Source organism: Nonomuraea sp. NPDC049714, assembly GCF_044465295.1.
Classification (GTDB): Bacteria; Actinomycetota; Actinomycetes; order Streptosporangiales; family Streptosporangiaceae; genus Nonomuraea.
The window spans coordinates 1-23,478 of the sequence record NZ_JBITLM010000022.1 but is presented as its reverse complement, the minus strand read 5'-3'; the positions used below and the strand labels follow the sequence as shown (position 1 = coordinate 23,478).

Below are 23,478 nucleotides of genomic sequence, written 5' to 3'. Positions count from 1 at the left end.
CCCGCCGGAACGGGCACCGGGTGCTGGCCGTGGTGGCCGGCAGCGCCGTCAACCAGGACGGCGCCTCCAACGGCCTGACGGCCCCGAACGGACCGGCCCAGCAACGCGTCATCCGGGCCGCCCTGGCCGGCGCCGGGCTCAGCGCGGACGACGTCGACGCGGTCGAGGCGCACGGGACCGGCACCATGCTCGGCGACCCGATCGAGGCCCAGGCCCTGCTGGCCACCTACGGGCAGGACCGGGACGCCGACCGGCCACTGTGGCTGGGCACGGTGAAGTCGAACATCGGGCACACCCAGTGGGCGGCCGGCGCGGCCGGGATCATCAAAATGGTCCTGGCCCTGCGGAACGGCCTGCTGCCCCGCACCCTGCACGCCGACGCGCCGTCCCAGCACGTGGACTGGTCGTCCGGAACGGTGCGACTGCTGACCGAGCCGGAGACCTGGCCGGACCGGGGACGGCCGCGACGGGCCGGGGTGTCGGCGTTCGGGATCAGCGGCACCAACGCGCACGTCATCCTGGAGCAGGCGCCCGACGACACCGCCGGCGGAGACGTACCGCATGGGCGGTTGCCGGCGGTGCCGTGGATGCTGTCCGCGCGTGACGAGCCGGGCCTCGCCGCGCAGGCGCGGCGGTTGCGGAAGTACGTGCTGGCCCGGCCGGAGCTGGACCCGGTCGACGTCGGCTGGTCGCTGGCGACGACCCGGACCCGCCTGCCCCGTCGGTCCGTCGTGGTGGGCGCGGACCGCGATGAGCTGCTGTCCGGGCTGGCCGAGATGGCGGCCGCGCCGTCCGATGGGCCGGTGGGCCAGGTCGGTTTCGTGTTCACCGGGCAGGGCGCGCAGCGGGCCGGGATGGGCCGGCAGCTGTGCGCGGCCTACCCGGTGTTCGCCGCCGCGTTCGACGCGGTCTGCGCCGGGCTGGAGAAGCACCTGGATCAGCCGGGACCGTCGTTGAAGGAGGTCATCGGCGGCGCCGGTCGCCTCGATGACACGGTGTGGGCGCAGGCGGGGCTGTTCGCGGTCGAGGTGGCTCTCTTCCGGTTGCTGGAGTCGTGGGGTGTGACGCCGGCGGCGGTGGCCGGGCATTCGATCGGTGAGCTCGCGGCCGCGCATGTGGCCGGGGTGTGGTCGCTGGACGACGCGTGCGCCGTCGTGGCGGCTCGTGGCCGGCTGATGCAGGCCCTGCCTCCGGGTGGGGCGATGCTTTCGGTCCAGGCGGGTGAGGACGACGTCCGTACGGTTCTGGCCGGGGTCGAGGGCGTGGGGATCGCGGCGGTGAACGGGCCGGAGGCCGTGGTGGTCTCCGGGCCGGAGGCGGCGGTTTCGGCGGTGGAGGACGTATTCGCGGCTCGTGGGGTGCGGGTGCGGCGGTTGCGGGTGTCGCACGCGTTCCATTCGTCGCTGATGGAGCCGATGCTGGCCGACTTCGCCGCCGTGGCGGCGTCGGTGTCCTGCTCGGCGCCGCGCATCCCGCTGGTGTCGACGCTCACCGGGCGGCCGGTGACGGACGAGCTGCTGGATCCGGGGTACTGGGTGCGGCAGGTGCGTGAGCCGGTCCGGTTCGCCGACGCCGTCACCGCATTGCGGGAGAGCGGCGTGCGCACGTTCGTGGAGATCGGCCCCGACGCCGTGCTGACCGCCCTCGGCTCGGCGACCGGCGGCTCCTCGGGCGAGAACGCCGGTGAGGCGTGGATTCCCACGCTGCGGCGGGACCGCGACGAGGCGCACACCCTCGTGTCGGCGGTGGGCCGGCTCAGCGCCCGTGGCGGCGTCGTGGACTGGTCGCGGTTCTACGCCGGCGCGGGAGCCCGGCGGGTGGATCTGCCCACGTACGCATTCTCCCGGCAGCGGTACTGGCTGACGCCGCCGGTCAGCGGACGGCCCCGGGACATCGGGCTGACGGCGTCCGGGCATCCGCTGCTCGGCACCGTGGTCGAGCTGCCCGCCAGCGGCGGGCTGGTGCTCACCGGGCGGCTGTCCCTGGCCGCCCAGCCGTGGTTGGCCGACCACGTCGTCGCCGGTCAGGTCGTCGTCCCCGGAGCCGCCCTGGTCGAGATGGCCGTCCGGGCCGGCGACGAGGCCGGCACTCCCCGGCTGGCCGAGCTGGTCATCCAGGTCCCGATGGTGCTGCCCGCCCGGTACGGGATCCAGGTCCGCATCACCGTCGGCGAACCCGACGACCACGGCGACCGGACCCTGACCATCCACTCCCGGCCCGAATTGGGTGACCGGGACGCCGCCCATTCCCGGCGTGAGCGGGGTGACTGGGACGTCCTTCATGACCGGCCCGAGGGCGGCGGCCCGGATGACATCTCCTCCCGGCCCGAGCAGGGGACCGGCCCCTGGACCTGTCACGCCACTGGTGTCCTGGCCTCGGCTGACGATCCCGTAACGCACGCCGGGGCCGGCGCCGACGTCGAGGCGGCCGCCGCGCTGCTCGCCTGGCCGCCGTCCGGGGCGGTCGTCGAGGACCTGACCGGCCTCTACGCGGATCTGGCCCGTGCCGGGCTGCCCTACGGCCCCGCGTTCCAGGGGGTGCGCCGGGCGTGGCGGCGCGGCGAGGAGGTCTTCGTCGAGGTCGGGCTCGGTGAGGGTACGGACGTCGCCGGTTTCGGCCTGCACCCGGTCCTGCTCGACGCCGCCCTGCACCTGATCGCCGCAGCCGGCGGTGACGGAGAATCCGGACCGCTGCTGCCGTTCACCTGGACAGACGCCGTCGTCCACGCCACCGGCGCATCCACCGCCAGGGTCCGGATCGCGCCCTTGAGCAGCGGCGACGGTGTGTCGCTGATCCTGGCCGACGAGAGCGGCGGCCTGATCGCCACCGTCGGATCCCTGGTCCTGCGCCCTCTTCCGGCGGCGGGCACGGTCGCCGGGGAAGCCCTGTTCGAGCTGAACTGGGTCCCCGCCGAGACGACGACCGCCGAGACGACGACCGCCGTTCCCGCGCCGAGCGGCTGGGCCGTGCTGGGCTCCGATCGCCGAGCCGCCCCACCCGAGGCGACCGCCTATGACGACGTGGCGGCGCTGCTGGCCGCGATCGCAGCCGGCGCGCCCGTCCCCGAGACCGTCCTCTTCCGTCCTCAAGATCCTGCCTGTGACGCCCCCGGCGCCGGTGGGCAGGGAGGTGCAGGCCGAGCTCGCCGCCGGTCAGGGCGTCCTTCGATGGACCGCCGCGACACGAGCTTTCCTGATCAGGCGCCCGACGTGGCCGCACGCGCGCGCGAAACGACCCTGTACGCCCTGGCGGTGGTCCAGGAATTCCTGCTCGCCGACCAGCTGAGCGCGTCCCGGTTGGTGGTGCTGACCGAGCGGGCCGTGGACGCCGGAGCCGTCGACGTCGACGTCACCGTCGCCGGTGTGTGGGGCCTGGTCCGGGTGGCCCAGTCCGAGCACCCCGACCGCGTCGTCCTGGTCGACCTGGACGCCGCCGGGACCACGGAATCCCTGGCCGAGGCCATGGCCTCGGGCGAACCGCAGATCGCCGTACGGGCTGGTCGGCTTCTGGCACCCCGCCTGGCCCGCGTCAGTCCCGGCCTGCCACTCCCGACGGACGGTCGGCAGACCGACGGCCGCCCCCAGGCTGGTCGCCCGCAGGACGGTCGCCCGCAGGGCGGTCGTGTGCAGGGTGGGTGGCGGCTGGAATGTGCTGAGCGGGGCACGTTGGAGAACATCGGCCTGGCGGCCACCGAGTCCGGTGGCCGGACGTTGGGCGCCACCGAGGTCCGGGTCGGTCTGCGGGCCGCTGGGGTGAACTTCCGCGATGTGCTGAACGTCCTCGGCATGTACCCCGGCGACCCGGGCCAGCTCGGCCTGGAGGGTGCCGGTGTCGTCCTGGAGGTGGGCCAGGACGTCACCGGCCTGCGCCCCGGCGACCTCGTGATGGGCCTGTTCTCCGGGGCCTTCGGCCCGCTGGCGGTCACGGACGCCCGCCTGCTGGCCCCGGTCCCGGCCGGGTGGACGCTGGCCGAGGCAGCCGCCGCGCCGGTCGTCTACCTCACCGCCTGGCACGCGCTGGTCACCCTGGCGGGCCTGCGAGCCGGTGAGTCGGTGCTGATCCACGCCGCCGCCGGTGGCGTCGGCTCGGCCGCCGTGCAGGTGGCACGGCATCTGGGCGCGGAGGTGTTCGGCACCGCCAGCCCGTCCAAGTGGGATCTGTTACGCGAAGAAGGCCTGGACGACGCCCATCTGGCCTCGTCGCGCACGGTCGACTTCGAGACCCGTTTCCGGGCCGGGATCGACGTCGTCCTGGACTCGCTGGCGGGGGAGTTCGTCGACGCGTCGTTGCGCTTGGCCGCCGGTCCCGGTGGCCGGTTCATCGAGATCGGCAAGGCCGACATCCGGGACGCCGAGCAGGTGGCCCGCGACCATCGAGGTCTCGTCTACCAGGCGTTCGACCTGCTGGAGCTCGATCCGGAGCAGATCGCGCGGATGTTCACCGCCCTGTCCGGCCTGTTCGCCCGGCGGGAGCTCCGGCCGCTGCCGGTGACCTGCTGGGACGTCCGCCGCGCGCCGGAGGCGTTCCGGCACCTGAGCCAGGCCCGCAACGTGGGCAAGGTCGTCCTGACCATGCCCGCGCCCGTCGCCGAACCTCGGGGAACCACACTGGTGACCGGCGTTTCGGGCGCTCTGGGCGGTCTGCTCGCCCGGCATCTCGCCGCCCGCGAGACCGCCGGGAACCTGCTTCTGCTGTCCCGACGCGGCCCGGACGCGCCCGGTATGGGCGCCCTCGCCGCCGATCTGTACACACTCGGCACGGGGGTACGGCTGGTCGCCGCCGACGTGGCCGACCATGACCGGCTCGCCGCCGTCCTCGCGGCCGTGCCCGCCGATTCCCCGCTGCGTGCGGTCGTGCACGCCGCCGGAGTGCTCGACGACGGCGTCATCCAGGCCCTGACCCCCGCCCGGGCCGACGCCGTGCTGCGGCCCAAGGTCGACGGCGCCTGGAACCTGCACCGCCTCACCCGCCATCTCGACCTGGACCGGTTCGTGCTCTTCTCCTCGGTCGCCGGGCTCTGGGGCAACCCCGGGCAGGCCGCGTACGCCGCCGCGAACACCTTCCTGGACGCGCTCGCCGGCCACCGTCGCCGGGCCGGTCTGCCGGCGACATCCTTGGCCTGGGGCCCCTGGCAGGTCGGCGAGACGCCGACCGGGGGCATGGCCGCAGCCCTCACCGAGGCGGACTGGCGGCGGATGGCCCGTCAGGGCCTGGCCCCGCACACCGGCGCCGACGGGCTCAGCCTGCTGGACGCCGTCGCCACCCTCGGACAGGCCCTGCTCGTCCCGGCCCGTCTGGACCTGCGCCCCGGCGCCACCCACCCCGCACTGCTGTCTGATCTGACCGCGCCCATCACCGCGGGGCGCACCCACCCTGCGCTCCTGTCCGGTCCGCCGCCCTCCACAGCCGCAGGACGTACGCGCCGCGCCGTCGGTTCGGCACCGGCGGACGGCCGGGGCGGACTCGCCGAGCGGCTGGCCGCGCTGCCCGAGGCCGATCGCGACGAGGCCGTGCGCGACCTGGTCCGAGCCCAGGTCGCGTTGGTCCTGGGCATGTCCGGGCCGGCAGCGGTCGAGGCGACCCGGTCCTTCCGGGAGCTCGGGATCGACTCACTGACGGCGGTCGAACTGCGCAACCGGCTGAACGCGGTCACCGCCCTGCGGCTGCCCGCCGGCGTCGTGTTCGACCATCCGACGCCGGCCCTGCTGGCAGATTTCCTGGGCACGACCCTGCTGGGGACGTCCACCGGCCCGGCCCCGGCGAGCGTGACGGCGACCCGGTCCCGGGCGGAGCAGCCGGACGGCGACGAGTTCGTGATCGTCGGCATCGGCTGCCGGTTCCCGGGTGGGATCGGGTCCGCCGGGGAGTTCTGGGACCTGGTCTCCGCCGGCACGGACGCGGTCTCGCCGTTTCCCCGGGATCGCGGCCCGCTCTGGGAAGGCGTCTTCGACCAGGAGCCGCACACGCCCGAAGGGGCCTTCCTCTACGACGCCGGGGATTTCGACGCCCAGTTCTTCGGGATCTCGCCGCGTGAGGCGCTGGCGATGGATCCGCAGCAGCGGTTGCTGCTGGAGACGTCCTGGGAGGCGCTGGAGGACGCCGGCATCGACCCGCTCTCGCTGCACGGCAGTCAGACAGGCGTGTTCGCCGGGCTGATCTATCACGACTACGGCGCGGGCGCGGCGATGCCCGACGAGGTCCAGGGGTACCTGAGCACGGGCGGCTCCGGCGGGGTCGCGTCCGGACGGGTGGCGTACGCCCTGGGGCTTGAAGGCCCTGCGGTGACCGTCGACACGGCCTGCTCGTCGTCCCTGGTGGCGCTGCACCTGGCCGTTCAGGCGCTGCGGTCGGGGGAGTGCTCGCTGGCGCTGGCCGGCGGCGTGACCGTGATGGCGACCCCGGGCACGTTCCTCGAATTCGCCCGGCAGCGCGGCCTGGCCGCCGACGGCCGGTGCAAGGCGTTCGCGGGGTCCGCCGACGGCACCGGCTGGGGTGAGGGCGTCGGGGTCTTGGTCGTCGAACGGCTCTCGGACGCCCGCCGCAACGGTCACCGGGTCCTCGCCGTGGTGGCCGGGACCGCGGTCAACCAGGACGGCGCCTCCAACGGCCTGACCGCCCCCAACGGGCCGTCGCAGCAGCGGGTGATCCGCACCGCCCTGGAGAACGCCGGCCTGCGACCGGAGGACGTCGACGTGATCGAGGGCCACGGGACGGGCACCCGGCTGGGCGACCCGATCGAGGCCGAGGCACTGATCGCCACCTACGGCCAGGGCCGCGACGCCGGCCGGCCGGTGCTCCTGGGCTCGGTCAAGTCGAACATCGGTCATACCCAGGCGGCGGCCGGAGTGGCCGGGGTCATCAAGATGGTCCAGGCGATGGCCCACGGCGTGGTCCCGGCGACCCTGCACGTGGACGAGCCGTCGGCGCACGTGGACTGGGCCGCCGGTTCGGTCCGGCTGGTGACCGAGGCGACGGCCTGGCCGGAGACGGACCGGCCGCGCCGGGCGGGAGTGTCGTCGTTCGGTTTCTCCGGTACGAACGCGCACGTCATCCTGGAGCAGGCCCCCGAAACCCTCCGGAGCCGGCGCGACACCGAGCGTGACACCGAGCGTGACACCGAGCGTGACACTGAGCGTGACACCGACGCGCTGCCGGTGGTGCCGTGGCTGATCTCGGCCCGGAGCACCGACGGGCTGGCCGCCCAGGCGGGCCGGTTGCGGGAGTTCGTCCTGGGTCGTCCGGAGATGGAGCCGGCCGATGTCGGCTGGTCGCTGGCGACGGCGCGGGCGGGTCTGCCCGAGCGGGCGGTCGTGCTGGGCGCGGATCGGGACGAACTGCTGTCCCGGCTGGCCGAACTGGCGGCGGCGCCGGCCGGTCAGCCGCCGTCGGGTGTGGTGACCGGTACCGCCGGGTCGGTGGGCAAGGTCGGTTTCGTGTTCACCGGTCAGGGCGCGCAGCGGCTCGGCATGGGGCAGCGGCTGTACGCGGCGTATCCGGTGTTCGCCGCCGCGTTCGACGCGGTCTGCGCCGGCCTGGAGGAGCACCTGGACCAGTCCGTGCGAGCGGTCGTGCACGGCGCCGACCCCGATGCGCTGGATCAGACGGTGTGGGCGCAGGCGGGCTTGTTCGCGGTCGAGGTGGCGTTGTTCCGGCTGCTGGAGTCCTGGGGGGTGACGCCGGCGGTGGTGGCCGGGCATTCGATCGGTGAGCTGGCCGCCGCGCACGTCGCGGGCGTCTGGTCGCTGGCCGACGCCTGCGCGGTGGTGGCGGCTCGGGGCCGGTTGATGCAGGCGCTGCCCGCCGGTGGGGCGATGCTCTCGGTCCGGGCGGGTGAGGATGACGTTCGTACGGTTCTGGCCGGGGTCGAGGGCGTGGGGATCGCGGCGGTGAACGGGCCGGAGGCCGTGGTGGTCTCCGGTCCGGCTGCGGCGGTCGCGGCGGTGGAGGACGCGTTCGCGGCTCGTGGGGTGCGGGTGCGGCGGTTGCGGGTGTCGCACGCGTTCCATTCGCCGCTGATGGAGCCGATGCTGGCCGGGTTCGCCGCCGTGACGGCGTCGGTGTCGTACGCGCCGCCTCGGATCCCGATCGTGTCGACGTTGACCGGCCGGCCGGTGACCGATGAGGTGCTGGATCCGGCGTACTGGGTGCGCCAGGTGCGCGAGCCGGTCCGCTTCGCCGACGCCGTCACCGCGCTGCGGGACAGTGGTGTGCGGACGTTCATGGAGATCGGCCCCGACGCGGTGCTCACCGCGCTGGGCTCGCGGACGGCGGACGACGACGCCTGGATCCCGGTCCTGCGCCGCGACCGGGACGAGGCGTTCACCCTGGCGTCGGCGCTGGCCGGGATCCAGGTTCGCGGGGGAACGGTGGACTGGCCGCGGTTCTACGCCGGGACCGACGCCCGGCGGGTGGACCTGCCCACCTACGCCTTCACCCGGCAGCGGTACTGGCTGGACGCCGCCACCGGCACGGCGGACCCGGCCGGTCTCGGCCAGTCCGGGGCCGCTCACCCGCTGCTCGGCGCGAGCGTCACCATGGCCACGGGCGGTCTGATGCTGACCGGCCGGCTGTCGGCGCGGTCCCAGCCGTGGCTGGGCGACCACGTGGTGGCCGGCCGGATCGTCGTCCCCGGCGCCGCCCTGGTCGAGATGGCCGTCCGCGCGGGGGACGAGACAGGCCAGACCCGGCTCGCCGAGCTGGTGATCGAGAAGCCGCTGCTCCTGCCCGCCGACGGCGGCACCCGGATCCAGGTCACCCTGGAGGCGGCCGACGAGACCGGGCGCAGCGCCGTGAGCATCTACTCCCAGCGGGAGAAGCCCGCCGCACTGACCGGTCCAGATCCGTGGACCCGGCACGCCACCGGCGTCCTGGCCACTGCCGAGGAGCACTCGCCGGCCGGTGCCGGCCTGCCCCAGGGGCCGCCGGACGGCACCGGCCTGACCCAGGGACAGCCGGACGGCGGCGGGCTGGCCCAGTGGCCGCCGGCCGGGGCGATCGAGCAGGATCTGCACGATCTGTACCCGGCGCTGGCCCGATCGGGTCTCAGCTACGGGCCGGCGTTCCGCGCGGTCCGCAAGGGCTGGCGGCGCGGCGCGGAGATCTTCGCCGAGGTGGCGCTCGCTGAGGGAACGGCCGTCGCCGGGTTCGGCGTCCACCCGGCCCTTCTGGACGCCTGCCTGCACCTCATAGGGCTGCAGGACGACACCGAAGGCGGCCCGCTGCTCCCGTTCGCCTGGACCGACGTCGTCGTCCACGCCACCCACGCCGACACGGTCCGGGTCCGGCTGGCCCCGGCCGAGTCAGGCGACGGGCACTCGGTCACCCTGGCCGACCAGACCGGTGAGCTGGTCGCCTCGATCCGATCCCTCGTCCTGCGGGCTCTTCCGGCCGGCGGATTCGGCGACGACACGGCGTCCGACATGGCGTCTGACGCGGAGGCGCTGTTCGAGGTCTCCTGGATCCCGGCTCGCCTCGACCCCGGCTCCGCAGACGCCTCCCACCCCGACCTGACCCGCTGGGCCGTTCTGGACGGCGAACTCGTACTGGATCTGCCCGGGGCGGCCCATTACGCCGACCTGGCCGAGCTGTCGGCGGCGGTGGCGGCCGGCGCCGCGATCCCCGACGTCGTCGTACTGCCCGCTACCGCGCACGACCCGCTGACCCCGGACACGACGACCACCACGAGCGCGCTGGACGCGGCCCAGAACCGGGCGACCACCACGCGCACGCTCGGCGAGGTCCAGGATCGGGCGGACGCGGCGACCACCGCGCGGACGCTCGCCGCCGCCACGCTCGGCGCGGTCCAGGATTGGCTGGCGGCCGACGGTCTGCCCGGAGCGCGGCTGCTGGTCGTCACCCGGCGGGCCGTGGACGCCGGCCCCGGCGCGGTGCCGGACCCCGCCTCGGCCACGGTCCAGGGGCTGCTCCGCGTGGCGACGGCGGAGAACCCGGGCCGCTTCGTCCTGGCCGACATCGACGAAGGGACCGGCGTCGGATCGCTCCTGGCCGCCGGGACGCGGATCGGCGAGCCGGAGTTCGCCGTCCGGCAGGGAGAGATCCGGCTGCCCCGCCTCGGCCGCCCGGCGGAGGCGCTGCCGGTGCCCGCGAACGCCGACGCCTGGCGGCTCGACTTCACCGAGCGCGGCACCCTGGAGAACCTGGTCCTCGCCCCGGCCGGCGAGCGGCCACCGGTCCGGCCGGGCCAGGTACGCGTGGGACTGCGCGCCGCAGGGGTGAACTTCCGGGACGTCCTCAACGTCCTGGGCATGTACCCGGGCGAAGCCGGCCGGCTGGGCCTCGAAGGCGCCGGCATCGTCCTGGAGACCGGTCCTGGCGTGACCGGCCTGAACCCCGGGGACCCGGTGATGGGCCTGTTCACCGATGCCTTCGGCCCGATGGCCGTCACGGACGCGCGGCTGCTGGCCCCGGTCCCGGCGGGCTGGACCCTGACCGAGGCGGCCGCCGCCCCGGTGGTCTTCCTCACCGCCTACTACGCCCTCGTGGACCTGGCCGGATTGGACGACGGCGAAACCGTCCTGATCCACGCCGCCGCCGGTGGCGTCGGCATCGCCGCCGTCCAGCTGGCCCAGCACCTGGGGGCCGAGGTGTACGGCACCGCAAGCCCGTCGAAATGGCCGGTGCTGCGGGAGCTCGGCCTGCCGGAGACGCACGTGGCCTCGTCCCGGACGCTGGACTTCGAGGACGCCTTCCGGGCCGCGACCGGCGGCGCCGGGGTCGACGTGGTCCTGGACTCCCTGGCCGGGCCCTTCGTCGACGCCTCGGCCAGGCTGGCGGCCGGCCCCGGTGGCCGGTTCGTCGAGATGGGCAAGACCGACGTGCGCGACCCGGAGCGGATCGCCGCCGACCACGACGGCCTCGCCTACCAGGCCTTCGACCTGTTCGACACCGGTCCGGACCGGATCGCGGAGATGTTCGCGGCCCTGTCGAAGCTGTTCGCGCGCGGCGTGCTGAGGCCGCTGCCGGTGACCTGCTGGGACGTCCGCAGGGCACCGGAGGCGTTCCGGTACCTGAGCCAGGCCCGCAACGTGGGCAAGATCGTCCTGACCATCCCCGCGCCCACCGACCCGGCCGGGACGGTGCTGATCACCGGCGCGTCGGGGGCGCTCGGCGGACTGGTCGCCCGGCACCTCGCCGCCCGCCCGGCCACCGGGAACCTGCTGCTGCTGTCCCGCCGTGGACCGCAGGCCCCCGGCGTGGCGGCGCTGGCCGCCGAGCTGGCCGGGCAGGGAGCCGCGGTCCAGGTACGGGCCGGTGACGTCGCCGACCGGGACCAGCTGGCCGCGATCCTCGCGGCGGTCCCGGAGCCGGCGCCGTTGCGCGGGGTGGTGCACGCGGCCGGGCTTCTGGACGACGGCGTGATCGGCGCGCTGACCCCGGATCGGGTGGCGGCGGTGCTGCGGCCCAAGGTGGACGGCGCCTGGCAGCTGCACGAGCTGACCCGGCACCTGGACCTGGACCTGTTCGTGCTGTTCTCCTCGATCGCCGGGATCTGGGGCAACCCCGGGCAGGGCAACTACGCGGCGGCGAACACCTTCCTGGACGCGCTGGCCGCCCGCCGCCGGGCCCAGGGCCTGCCCGCGGTCTCCCTCGCCTGGGGGCCGTGGCAGCAGGAGAACGGGATGACCGCCGAGCTGGGCCAGGCCGACTGGGAGCGGCTCAGCCGTTCCGGGGCGCTGCCGCTGACCGGGAGCGAGGGCCTCGCCCTGCTGGACGCCGCCGCCGCGACCGGCAGGTCCATGCTCGTCCCGGCCCGCCTCGACCCGGCCGCGCTGGAGGCGGCCGGCGACGTCGCGCCGCTGCTGTCGGCGGTGATCCGCCGCGCCTCCCGGCGCAGGGCCGGCGCGGTCCGCCACGACACCGGGAACGCTCTGGCCGGGTCGCTGGCGGCGATGCCGGAGACCGAGCAGGAGACGGTGCTCCTGGACCTCATCCACGCGCAGGCCGCCCTGGTCCTGGGCCTGCCCGGAGCGGAGTCGATCACCGCGAGGGACACGTTCAAGGAGCTCGGCGTCGACTCGCTGACCGCGCTGGAGCTGCGCAACCGGCTCAACACCGCCACCGGACTGCGGCTGCCCGCCACGCTGCTCTTCGACTATCCGACGCCGGTCGCGCTGGCCGGGCACATCCGGGCCGAGCTCGTCGGCCGTGACGCCGTCGTGCCGCAGGCCCTCTCCCGGGTCGTCCCGGACGAGGACGATCTGGTGATCGTGGGCATGGGCTGCCGGTTCCCCGGCGGGGTCGGCTCCGCCGCGGAGTTCTGGCGGCTCCTGGCCGACGGCACCGACACGGTGGGCGGCTTCCCGCAGGATCGGGGCCCGCAGTGGACGAGCGTGGTCGACCGGGATCCGGAGGCCACCGGGAAGAGTTACGCGTCCGAAGGGGGCTTCCTCTACGACGCCGGAGACTTCGACGCGCGGTTCTTCGGGATCTCGCCGCGTGAGGCGCTGGCGATGGATCCGCAGCAGCGGCTGCTGCTGGAGACGTCCTGGGAGGCCCTGGAGGACGCAGGCATCGACCCGCTCTCGCTGCACGGCAGCCAGACAGGCGTGTTCGCCGGGCTGATCTATCACGACTACGGTGTCGGCGGCGGGACGCCCGGCGAGGTCGAGGGGTACGTCAGCACCGGGACCTCCGGGGGCGTGGCCTCCGGCCGGGTGGCGTACGCGCTCGGCCTGGAAGGGCCCGCGGTGACGATCGACACGGCCTGCTCGTCGTCCCTGGTGGCGCTGCACCTGGCCGCGCAGGCGCTGCGGTCCGGGGAGTGCACGCTGGCGCTGGCCGGTGGCGTGACCGTGATGGCGACCCCGGGCACTTTCGTGGAGTTCTCCCGGCAGCGCGGCCTGGCCGCCGACGGCCGGTGCAAGGCCTACGCCGACGCGGCCGACGGCACCGGCTGGGGCGAAGGGGTCGGCGTCCTGGTCCTGGAGCGGCTCCCGGACGCCCGCCGCAACGGGCACCGCGTCCTGGCCGTGGTCCGGGGCAGCGCGGTGAACCAGGACGGCGCCTCCAACGGGCTGACCGCCCCCAACGGGCCCTCGCAGCAACGGGTCATCAGGGCGGCGCTGGCCAACGCCGGGCTGCGGCCGGGTGACGTCGACGTCGTCGAGGGGCACGGGACCGGTACCCGGCTGGGCGACCCGATCGAGGCGCAGGCGCTGCTGGCCACGTACGGACAGGACCGGGACGCCGGCAGCCCGGTGCTCCTGGGCTCGGTCAAGTCGAACATCGGTCACACCCAGGCGGCGGCCGGGGTGGCCGGGATCATCAAGATGGTCCAGGCGATGGCGTACGGCGTCGTACCGGCGACCCTGCACGTGGACGCGCCCTCCTCGCACGTTGACTGGGCGACGGGCGCGGTGCGGCTGGTCACCGAGGCGACGGCCTGGCCGCAGACGGACCGGCCGCGCCGGGCGGGCGTGTCGTCGTTCGGCTTCTCCGGTACGAACGCGCACGTCATCCTTGAGCAGGCCCCCGACGAGCCGGTCGCCGTGGGCGGCGTCCCCGCGACCGATGACCGCCCGGACACAGGCCGCCGTGAACTGCCGGCGGTGCCCTGGGTCGTCTCGGCCCGCAGCCGAGCCGGCCTGGCCGCCCAGGCCGCCCGGCTGGCCGCATTCGTCTCGCCCGGGTCAGACGCTCGCTCCCAGGAGGGCTACGCCGTCGACTCCGCCGGTCCCGTCGAGCACGGCGACGCCGTCGACATCGGCTGGTCGCTGGTGACGACCCGGCCGGCGCTGCCGCACCGGGCCGTCGTCGTCGGCAGCGGCCCGGACGACCTTCGGGCCGCCCTGACCCGCCTCGCCGAGTCACTCTCGGACGAGACGCCGCCGGCGTCGCTGCCGCCGGGAGCGGTGACGGGGACCGACGGCAGCGTCGGCAAGGTCGCGTTCGTCTTCACCGGCCAGGGCGCGCAGCGGGCCGGCATGGGGCAGGGCCTGTACGCGGCCTACCCGGTGTTCGCGAACGCCTTCGACGCCGTCGTCGCCGGCCTGGAGGAGCACCTGGACCAGCCGGATCACTCGCTCAGGGACATCGTCCAGGGCGGCGGTCACCCGGCTGACGGAAGGCTTCTCGACGAGACGGTGTGGGCGCAGGCCGGGCTGTTCGCGGTCGAGGTGGCGCTGTTCCGGCTGCTGGAGTCGTGGGGGGTGACCCCGGCGATGGTGGCCGGGCATTCGATCGGGGAACTCGCCGCCGCGCACGTGGCCGGCGTCTGGTCGCTGCCCGACGCGTGCGCGGTGGTGGCCGCCCGTGGCCGCCTGATGCAGGCGCTGCCGGCCGGTGGCGCGATGCTCGCCGTGTCGGCCACCGAGGACGACGTGCTGGCCGACCTGTCCGGATTCGCGGACGTCGGGATCGCCGCCGTCAACGGTCCGGAGGCGGTCGTCGTGTCGGGACCGGAGGCCGCCGTCAGCGCGCTCGCCGAGCGGTGGACGGCCGAGGGGCGCAGGGTGCGGCGCCTGCGGGTGTCGCACGCGTTCCACTCGGCCCTGATGACGCCGATGCTGGCCGACTTCGCGGAGGTGACGCGGTCCGTCTCGTACGCGGCGCCGCGCATCCCGCTGGTGTCCACCCTCACCGGCGCGGCGGTGACCGGCGAGGTCCTCGATCCGGAGTACTGGGTGCGGCAGGTACGCGAGCCGGTCCGGTTCGCGGACGCCGTCACCACGTTGCGGCGGACCGGGGTCCGGACCTTCGTCGAGATCGGCCCGGACGGCGTCCTGTCCGCCCTCGCCCCCCAGTCGGCGGCAGAGCCTGAGACGGTCAGCGCGGTCGGCGGATCCGGCCCGGCCGACGCCGAGGTGTGGGTCCCGGCGCTGCGCCGTACCCGGGACGAGGCCCTGAGCGTGGTCTCCGCCGTCAGCCTGATCCACGTCCGTGGCGGTGCCGTCGACTGGGCCCGGATCTACGCCGGCAGCGGGGCCGAACGGGTGAGCCTGCCGACCTACGCGTTCACCCGGCAGACCTACTGGCTCAACTTCGCAAGCCCCGGGATCGACGCCGCCGGGCGGGGCTTCGAATCCTCGGACCACCCGCTGCTGGGCGCCGCCCTGGATCTGTCCACCGGCGGCGGTCTGGTCATGACCGGGCGGCTGTCGCCGAGCTCCCAGCCGTGGCTGGCCGACCACGTCGTGGCCGGCCAGGTGGTGGTGCCCGGCGCGGCGCTGGTCGAGATGGCGGTACGGGCCGGCGACGAGGCCGGATGCGCCCGGATCGGCGAGCTCGTCATCCAGCGGCCCCTGGTGCTCTCCGGTCCTGACGGGGTCCGGATCCAGGTCACGGTGACCGCGCCCGGACCGGACGGCGACCGGGAGATCACGATCCACTCCCGCCGCGAGGACGATCCCGGAGCCTGGACGGCGCACGCCACCGGAATGCTGGCCGCAAGGCGGGAAGGAACAGCACCCGCCACCGCCGGAATGACCGAATGGCCGCCGGCGGACGCGGTCGCGCAGGACCTGGACGGCTTCTACCCGGCCCTGGCCGCCACCGGACTGGCCTACGGGCCGCGTTTCCAGGGAGTCCGGGCGGCCTGGCGTCGCGGCGACGAGATCTTCGCCGACGTCGCCCTCGGCGACGACCTGTCGGTGGCGGGCTTCGGCCTGCACCCGGTCCTGCTCGACGCCGCCCTGCATCTGATGGGTACGGCGTACCCGGCGGACGATCAGGCGGCCCCGATGCTCCCGTTCGCCTGGACCGACGTGGACGTGCACTCCACCGGCGCCACCGTGGCGCGGGTGCGGCTGGCCCCCGCGAGTTCGGGCGAGGGCATGTCCGTGACCTTGGCCGACGAGACCGGCGCGGTCATCGCCTCGATCGGCTCGCTGGTCCTGCGCGCCCTTCCTGTCGGCGGCACGCGACTGGCCGAGGAGGCGCTGTTCGAGCTGGACTGGATCCCGGCCCGGCCGGTGAATCCCGGGCCGGAAGCCGACGTGAGCGGCTGGGCGGTCCTCGGCACCGCCCTGGACCTCCCCGGCGTGCGCCGATACCCGGACGTCGAGACACTGACGGCGGACCGTACCGCATCCCCGCACACCGTGATCGTGCCCTGCGCTCTCGGCGGCGATGGCGGCGATGGCGGCGATGGAGACGGTGCGGACGGTGGGAACGCCGGTCTCGCCGGGGTGGTCCGGGCGACGACGGTGGACGTCCTCGCCGTGGTGCGGGCGTGGCTGGCCGAGGACGACCTGGCCGGCTCGCGCCTGGTGCTGCTCACCCGGCAGGCGGTCGACGCCGGAGCGACGGCCGTCGACCTCGCCGGGGCCGGTGTCTGGGGGCTGGGCCGGGTCGCCGCCGCCGAGAACCCCGACCGGATCGTCCTGGTGGACCTCGACGCGGGGGCCGACGTGGCCGGGGCGCTCACGGCGGCGCTCGCCGTCGACGAGGCCCAGGTCGCCGTCCGGGCCGGTCAGGTGCTGGTGCCCCGGCTCGCCCGCGCGACCACCGGCCTGTCGATGCCGACCGGCGACGGGCGGACGACGGGGACGGGGACGGGCACGGGTACGGAAACGGGCGCGGAGATGGGCGCGGGCTGGCGGCTGGAGTGCACCGGCCGGGGCACGCTGGAGAACCTGGCCCTGGTCCCGGCCGACGACGGAACCCGTGTGCTGGGCGCCGGCGAGGTCCGGGTCGGCCTGCGGGCGGCCGGGGTGAACTTCCGTGACGTGCTCAACGTGCTGGGGATGTACCCGGGCGAGGCGGGACCGCTGGGCCTCGAAGGTGCCGGTGTCGTGGTCGAGGTGGGCGCCGACGTGCACGGCCTGCGGCCCGGCGACCGGGTGATGGGCCTGTTCTCGGGCGCTTTCGGCCCGGTGGCGGTCACGGACGCCCGGCTGCTCGCTCCGGTCCCGGCCGGCTGGTCGATGGCCGAGGCCGCCGCGGCGCCGGTCGTGTACCTGACCGCCTGGTACGCGCTGGTGGTGCTGGCCGGACTGCGTCGGGATGAGTCGGTGCTGATCCACGCCGCCGCCGGCGGTGTCGGCATCGCCGCCGTGCAGGTGGCCCGCCACCTGGGCGCGGACGTGTTCGGGACGGCGAGCCCGGCGAAGTGGCCGGTGCTGCGCGGGCTGGGGCTGGCCGAGTCCCGGGTGGCGTCGTCCCGGACGGTGGAGTTCGAGGCCGCGTTCCGGGCCGCGACCGGCGGCTCCGGGATCGACGTGGTGCTCGATTCCCTGGCGGGCGAGTTCGTGGACGCCTCGCTGCGGCTGGCCGCCGGGGCGGGCGGCCGGTTCGTGGAGATGGGCAAGACGGACATCCGTGACCCGCAGCGGGTCGCCGCCGATCACGACGGGCTGTCGTACCAGGCCTTCGACCTGCTCGACTGTGACCCGGAGCTGATCGCGGGCATGTTCGCAGCCCTGTCGGACCTGTTCGCGCAGGGGACCCTGCGGCCGTTGCCGGTGGCGTCGTGGGACGTCCGGCGGGCGCCGGAGGCGTTCCGCTACCTGAGCCAGGCCCGCAACGTCGGCAAGGTCGTGCTCACGATCCCGGCGGCGGCACAGGGCGGAACCGTACTGGTGACGGGCGCGTCGGGCGCGCTGGGCGGTCTGGTGGCCCGGCGCCTCGCCGCAGCAGGGAACACCGAGTGCCTCGTGCTGCTGTCCCGCCGGGGGCCGGTCGCTCCCGGCGCGGCGCGGCTGGTGGCCGAGCTCGCCGGATCGGGCGTCCGGATTCAGGTCGTCGCCGGTGACGCCGCCGACCGGGCCGGGCTGGCGGCGGTGCTCGCGGCCATCGGAGAGCAGGCGCCGTTGCGGGGCGTGGTGCACGCCGCCGGGGTCCTGGACGACGCCGTCATCGGCTCGCTGACCCCGGACCGGATCGAGTCGGTCATGCGGCCGAAGGTGGACGGCGCATGGAACCTGCACGAGCTCACCACGGATCTGGATCTGTTCGTCCTGTTCTCCTCCATCGCCGGGATCTGGGGCAATCCGGGGCAGGGCAACTACGCCGCGGCCAACACCGTGCTCGACGCCCTGGCCGCGAAACGCCGGCGCGCCGGGCTGGCGGCCACCTCGCTGGCCTGGGGACCGTGGGAGCTCGACCCGGCCGTCACCGGCACGACCGGTGGCGCGACCGGCACGACCGGTGGCATGGCCGGGACGCTGTCGGACGCCGATCGCCGTCGCCTCGCCGGTCAGGGCTTCGTGCCGCTGACCGCCGCCGACGGGCTGGCCCTGCTGGACCTGGCGACCGGTTCGGCGGGCCAGGCTCCGGGTGCGGGACGGGCGCTGCTGGTCCCGGCCCGCCTCGACCGGGCCGTCCTGCGCGACCACGGCGGCGCCGGACTACCGCCCGTCGCCGCCGGACTGGTCGCCAAACCGGCGTCCGGGCCGACGCGGCGGGCGGTGGGGACGGGCGCGAGCGGCCGGAACGACGTCGCCGCACGGCTGACCGCCCTCGAACCGGACGACCGCGAGAAGGCGATCCGGGATCTCATCCTCGAACAGGCGGCCCTCGTCCTCGGACTGCCCGGGGCCGAGGCCGTCGAGATCAGCCAGTCCTTCCGCGAGCTCGGCTTCGACTCGCTGACGGCGGTCGAACTGCGCAACCGGCTCGGCACGGCGACCGGGCTGCGGCTCGGCGCGGCCGCCGTCTTCGACCACCCCACCCCCGACGCGCTGACCGCCCACATCAGCCGCCTGCTGGGCGGATCCGTCACCGGGGAGAACAGCGTCCTGCAGGCATTCTCCGGGCTTGAAAAGGTGGAATCAGCCCTTTCCCGGATTCTCCAGGACGATGCCGCCCGGACCCGGGTGACGGCACGGGTCCAGGAACTGCTCTCCGCGCTGCGCATGGCCGAGAGCGCCGAGGAGATCGAGGTCGCCGATCGGATCGAGGCGGCCGGTGACGACGACATCTTCGATTTCATCGACAAAGAGCTTGGAATTTAGGGCGCGGACGAAGCGCATTCGTGGCTTACGGAAAGGGTCGTCGAATGGCGAACGAAGAAAAGCTTCGTGATTACCTCAAGCGGGTCACCACCGACCTCCACCAGACTCGCAAACGCCTGCGCGAGCTGGAGGACGAACGGCTGGAGCCGATGGCCGTCGTCGGGATGGCCTGCCGGTTCCCGGGCGGGGTGGCGTCGCCGGACGACTTCTGGACCCTGCTGAGGACGGGGACGGACGCCGTTGCGCCGTTCCCGCAGGACCGGGGCCCGGAGTGGGGAAGCGTCTTCGACCCTGATCCGGCGGCGGTGGGCAAGAGCTACGCGCGGGAGGGGGCCTTCCTGCACGACGCCGGGGAGTTCGACGCGCGGTTCTTCGGGATCTCGCCGCGTGAGGCGCTGGCGATGGATCCGCAGCAGCGGCTGCTGCTGGAGGCCTCGTGGGAAGCCCTGGAGAACGCCGGGATCGACCCGGTCTCGCTGCACGGCACGGCTACCGGGGTGTTCGCCGGACTGATCTACCACGACTACGCGGCCGGTGGGGTGGGCGACCTCGAAGGGTACGTCAGCACCGGGATCTCCGGCGGCGTCGCCTCCGGCCGGGTGGCGTACACGCTCGGCTTGGAGGGCCCGGCGGTCACCGTGGACACCGCGTGCTCGTCGTCGCTGGTGGCGATGCACCTGGCCGCGTCCGCGCTGCGCTCGGGGGAGTGCACGCTGGCGCTGGCCGGCGGGGTCACGGTGATGGCCAGGCCGGGCACCTTCGTGGAGTTCTCCCGGCAGCGCGGCCTGGCCGCCGACGGCCGGTGCAAGGCCTACGCCGACGCGGCCGACGGCACCGGCTGGGGTGAAGGGGTCGGCGTCCTGGTCCTGGAGCGGCTCTCGGACGCCCGCCGCAACGGCCACCGGGTGCTGGCGGTGATCCGGGGCAGCGCGGTGAACCAGGACGGCGCCTCCAACGGGCTGACCGCCCCCAACGGTCCCTCCCAGCAGCGGGTGATCGAGTCGGCCCTGGCCGGCGCCGGGTTGTCGGCCGGCGAGATCGACGTGGTCGAGGGTCACGGGACGGGCACCCGGCTGGGCGACCCGATCGAGGCCGACGCCCTGCTCGCCACCTACGGACAGGACCGGGACGCAGGCCGTCCGGTGCTGCTGGGCTCGGTCAAGTCGAACATCGGTCACACCCAGGCCGCCGCCGGCGTGGCCGGGGTCATCAAGATGATCCAGGCGATGGCGTACGGCGTCGTACCGGCGACCCTGCACGTGGACGCGCCGTCCTCGCACGTCGACTGGGCGTCGGGTGCGATCGAGCTGGTGACCGAGGCGACCCCCTGGCCGCGGACCGATCACCCCCGCCGGGCGGGGGTGTCGTCGTTCGGTTTCTCCGGTACGAACGCGCACGTCATCCTTGAGCAGGCCCCCGACGAGGAGAGCGCGGTCACGGACGCTCCGGCGGCCCGGCCGCTGCCCGTGGTGCCCTGGCTGCTCTCGGCCCGGGACATCGACGGCCTGGCCGCCCAGGCCGGCCGGTTGCGGGAGTTCGTAGTGAATCGTCCGGAGCTGGACCCGGCCGACCTGGGCTGGTCGCTGGCGGCGTCCCGCTCGGGCCTGACGCGACGGGCGGTCGTCGTCGGGGCCGATCGGGCTGAGCTTCTGTCCGGTGTGGCCGCCCTGGCGGCGTCGCCGGAGTCGGGCGAGTTCGCGATCGGTTCGGCGGGCAGCGCCGGCAAGGTCGGCTTCGTCTTCACCGGCCAGGGCGCGCAGCGGCTCGGGATGGGACAGGGCCTGTACGCGGCCTACCCGGAGTTCGCGCGGGCGTTCGACGCCGTCTGCGCCGGTCTCGACCAACACCTCCGTCAACCGGGCCGGCCGCTGGCCGCCGTCATCCGGGACGACGCCGAGCTGCTGGACCAGACGATGTGGGCGCAGGCCGGGCTGTTCGCGGTCGAGGTGGCGCTGTTCCGGCTCCTTGAGTCGTGGGGAGTGCGCCCGGACGCGGTGGCCGGGCACTCCATCGGCGAGTTGGCCGCCGCCCACGTGGCCGGGGTCTGGTCGCTGGAGGACGCGTGCGCGGTGGTCGCGGCGCGCGGCCGCCTGATGCAGGCCCTTCCGGCCGGCGGGGCGATGCTCGCCGTCCAGGCCCGGGAGGAGGACGTCCGCCCACTGCTGGCCACCTGCGACGGGGTCGGGCTCGCGGCGGTGAACGGTCCGGCCGCGGTGGTGCTCTCGGGACCCGCCGAGGCGGTGTCGGAGCTGCGGGAGCGGTTCGAGGCCCAGGGTGTACGGGTGCGGCATCTGCGGGTGTCGCATGCCTTCCACTCGGCGTCGATGGAGCCGATGCTGGCGGAGTTCGCGCGGGTCACGGCGTCGGTGACGTATCAGCGTCCGGCCATCGCGCTCGTGTCCACGGTGACCGGCCTGCCGGTGACGGACGAGGTGACGGATCCGGCGTACTGGGTGCGCCAGGTGCGCGAGCCGGTGCGGTTCGCCGACGCCGTCACCGCCCTGCGTGACCGGGACGTGCGCACCTTCGTGGAGCTCGGCCCGGACGGCGTGCTGTCCGCGCTGGGTCCCCAGAGCGTGGTGGCCGCGCCTGCCGCGGACGACCCGCTGGAGGCGGCTGAGGCGTGGGTGCCGGCGCTCCGGCGCGGCCGGGACGAGGACGTCACCCTGGTGTCGGCGGTGGGCCGGTTGTACACCCGTGGCGCGACGGTGGACTGGGCGCGGTTCTACGCCGGGAGCGGCGCGCGGCGGGTGGATCTGCCGACGTACGCCTTCGACCGGCAGCGATTCTGGCTCGATCCTGTTGCCGGGAGCGCCGACGCGAGCGGGCTGGGCCAGTCGGTGGCCGGCCATCCGCTGCTGGGAGCCACCGTCAGCCTCGCGGCCAGCGGCGGCCTGATGCTCACCGGGCGGCTCGGCCTGAGCTCCCAGCCCTGGCTGGCCGACCACGTGGTGGCCGGGCGAGTGATCGTCCCGGGGACGGCGCTGGTCGAGATGGCCGTCCGGGCCGGCGATGAGATCGGCTCGGGCCGGCTGGCCGAGCTGGTCATGGACGCACCGCTGGTGCTGCCGGCCGCCGCGTCCGGGGTCCGGGTCCAGGTGGTCCTCGACTCGCTGGACGGAGGGCGCAGCGAGGTCGCGATCTACTCGCAGGCCGAGGACGACGACATCACCGGCTCCTGGACCCGCCACGCCACCGGCATCCTGGAGCCGTCCGACCGCACCCCGTCCGGTGGTTCGTCCGCGACGGCGTCAGACGGCACGTCCGCGAGCGTGTCCGGTGGTTCGTCCGCGAGCGTGTCCGGCGGGACGTCCGTGACCGGGCAAGACGGTACATCCGCGAGCGTGCCTGGCGGCGCGTCCGCTGCTGCGGCCGATCTTGTTTCTTGGCCGCCTCTCGGGGCGGTGGAGGTGGCGCTGGACGGCTTTTATCCCGCTTTGGCGGACATCGGGCTGGCCTATGGGCCGGTATTTCAGGGTGTGCGTGCCCTGTGGCGGCGAGGGGAGGAGATCTTCGCCGAGGTCGCGCTGGGTGATGGCGTGGACGTCGCCGGGTTCGGGCTGCACCCCGCCCTGCTGGACGCCTCCCTGCACGGCATCGCGGCCGGTCGTGCGGAGTCGGCCCCGCTGTTGCCGTTCGCCTGGACCGATGTCGTCTTCCACGCCACCGGCGCCTCCACCGCGCGCGTCCGGATCGGCCCCGCCGCGAAGGGCGGCGGCGTCACGGTGACCCTGGCCGACGAGTCCGGTGAACTGATCGCGTCGGTGGGATCGCTGGCTCTCCAAGCCCTTCCGGCGGTGGACCTGACCGAGGACGCGGCTCTGGTACGCGAGGCCCTGTTCGGCCTGGACTGGGTGCCGGCCACCCCGGCGGCGGCCGTACCTGAGACGCCATGGGCCGTGCTCGGCCGCGAGCCCCTTCCTGGCCTTCCCGGTGCCGCCCACTACGCAGACCTGCGGGAACTGCTGGCGGCCATCGATGCCGGCGCCCCCGTCCCCGACACCGCGATCGTCTGCTGCCGCCACGATGCGCCCGCGAGTGGGTCGGACACCACCACCGACGACGAGGCCACCCTCGATGGTGCGGTGCCGGTGGTCGCACGGATGCTCGCCGCTGACGTGCTGGGTGTGGTCCAGGAGTGGCTGGGCGCCGGGGGCCTGGCGGGCACACGGCTGCTGGTGGTCACCGAGCGGGCCGTCGACGCCGGGCCGGGGCTGGAGCTGCGGTCGTCGGCGGTGACCGGTCTGGTGCGGGCGGCCGTGGCCGAGAATCCCGGCAGGCTGGCCCTGGCCGACGTCGATGACCTGACCGCTGATCCCAGTGGGCTGGGCCCGCTGCTGAGGGCGGGCATGGCCCTGGGCGAGCCCGAGTTCGCGGTCCGGCAGGGGCAGGTGCTCGTACCGCGACTGGCCCGGCCCGGCGGGGCGCTGGCCGTTCCTGATGGTGCCGATTGGCGGCTGGACTTCACGGAACGCGGCACGCTCCAGAACTTGACCTTGGTTCCCGTTGGTGGTGGTGGGGGTTTGGGTGTTGGTGAGGTGCGGGTGGGTTTGCGGGCTGGTGGGGT

2 protein-coding genes are annotated in these 23,478 nt (G+C 74.6%); both read left to right on the top strand.

Going from position 1 to position 23,478, the window contains the following annotated elements:
- Nucleotides 1–20: 20 nt before the first annotated feature.
- Complete coding sequence (locus ACIBQX_RS48230; RefSeq protein ID WP_397017146.1) at nt 21–18,911, top strand: SDR family NAD(P)-dependent oxidoreductase; 18,891 nt, start codon at nt 21–23, stop codon at nt 18,909–18,911.
- 44 nt (nt 18,912–18,955) lie between these two features.
- Nucleotides 18,956–23,478: type I polyketide synthase (locus ACIBQX_RS48225; RefSeq protein ID WP_397017124.1), on the top strand; the 4,523-nt coding region annotated here is incomplete at its 3' end.